The sequence below is a fragment of the Ruegeria sp. BHSB064 genome (genome assembly GCF_059613205.1).
Genome location: NZ_JBXWSB010000250.1, coordinates 1 through 1,223 on the forward strand (window position 1 = coordinate 1; position 1,223 = coordinate 1,223).

1 protein-coding gene is annotated in these 1,223 nt (G+C 55.5%); it reads left to right on the plus strand.

All coding sequences use genetic code 11. From position 1 onward, the window contains the following. The first annotated feature begins 62 nt into the window (after positions 1-62). Positions 63-1,189, plus strand: a protein-coding gene (locus AC2FNU_RS24740) for an IS3 family transposase (protein WP_496794291.1) whose coding sequence is annotated in 2 segments (ribosomal slippage) — positions 63-327 and positions 327-1,189 — 1,128 coding nt in all. Because the reading frame shifts where the segments join, the coding sequence is not laid out codon by codon here. Positions 1,190-1,223 lie beyond the last annotated feature (34 nt).

The following is a 1,223-nucleotide window of genomic DNA, read 5'->3' on the forward strand; positions in this document are numbered from 1 at the left end:
GACCAGTGAGCCTCCCCCACTGAACTGGTCCACCGTTATGTTTAGGAAACGGAGGACCACGAATGGCGAACAAGAGACCAAAGCCCGAAGAGATTGTCTCGAAGTTACGGCAGGTTGAAGTTCTGATGGGGCAAGGCATGTCTCGTCTTGATGCGATCAGGCAGATCGGCGTTGTTGAACAAACCTATTACCGCTGGAGAAAGAAGTACGGTGGAATGGGTGTAGATCAGTTGAAAGAACTGAAGCGGCTTCAGAAAGAGAACGAGCGGCTGAGACGTGCGGTGTCTGATCTGACTCTGGACAAGCTGATCCTGACGGAAGCCGCAAAGGGAAACTTTTGAGCCCCGCTCGTCGTCGTGCCTGCATCGATCATGTTCGTAGCCAGCTGAACGTTTCCGAGAGACGCGCCTGCCGCGTGCTTGGGCAACACCGGTCCACGCAACGGCACGTCCCACGAGGTCGCGCGGACGAAGACCGGCTGGTGGCCGATATGATCGAGCTGACCCGTCAATACGGCCGATATGGCTATCGCAGGATCGCTGCGTTGCTGAGAGAGGCTGGATGGTCCGTCAGTGATGGGCGGGTTGAACGGCTTTGGCGGCGAGAGGGGCTGAAAGTGCCGATGAAACAACCGAAGAAAGGGAGGTTATGGCTTAATGACGGCTCATGCGTTCGGCTACGGCCTGAGTATCGCGACCATGTTTGGTCGTATGACTTCGTTCATAGTCGAACCGATGATGGCAAAGCCTTCCGGACGCTGAACATCCTTGATGAGTACAGTCGGGAATGCTTGGCAATCAGGGTCGAGCGGAAACTGAACTCGACCGATGTTATCGATGCCCTGACGGATCTGTTCATACTTCGCGGCGCGCCCCGTTTCATACGTTCTGACAATGGGCCGGAATTTGTCGCCCAGGCTGTCCGAGACTGGATTGCTGCCGTCGGCGCCAAGACGGCTTACATCGAACCCGGCAGCCCATGGGAGAACGGATATTGTGAAAGCTTCAATGGCCGGTTCAGGGACGAGCTACTCAACGGCGAAATCTTCTACAACCTGCGCGAAGCTCAAATTCTGATCGAACAATGGAGGAGACACTACAACACAAAGCGGCCCCACAGTGCACTGGGCTATCGCGCGCCAGCACCCGAAACCATCATCCCGATGGATCAAAGGCCGATGATGCACTAACAATCAAATTGGACCAGTCAGATGAGGCCGTTCA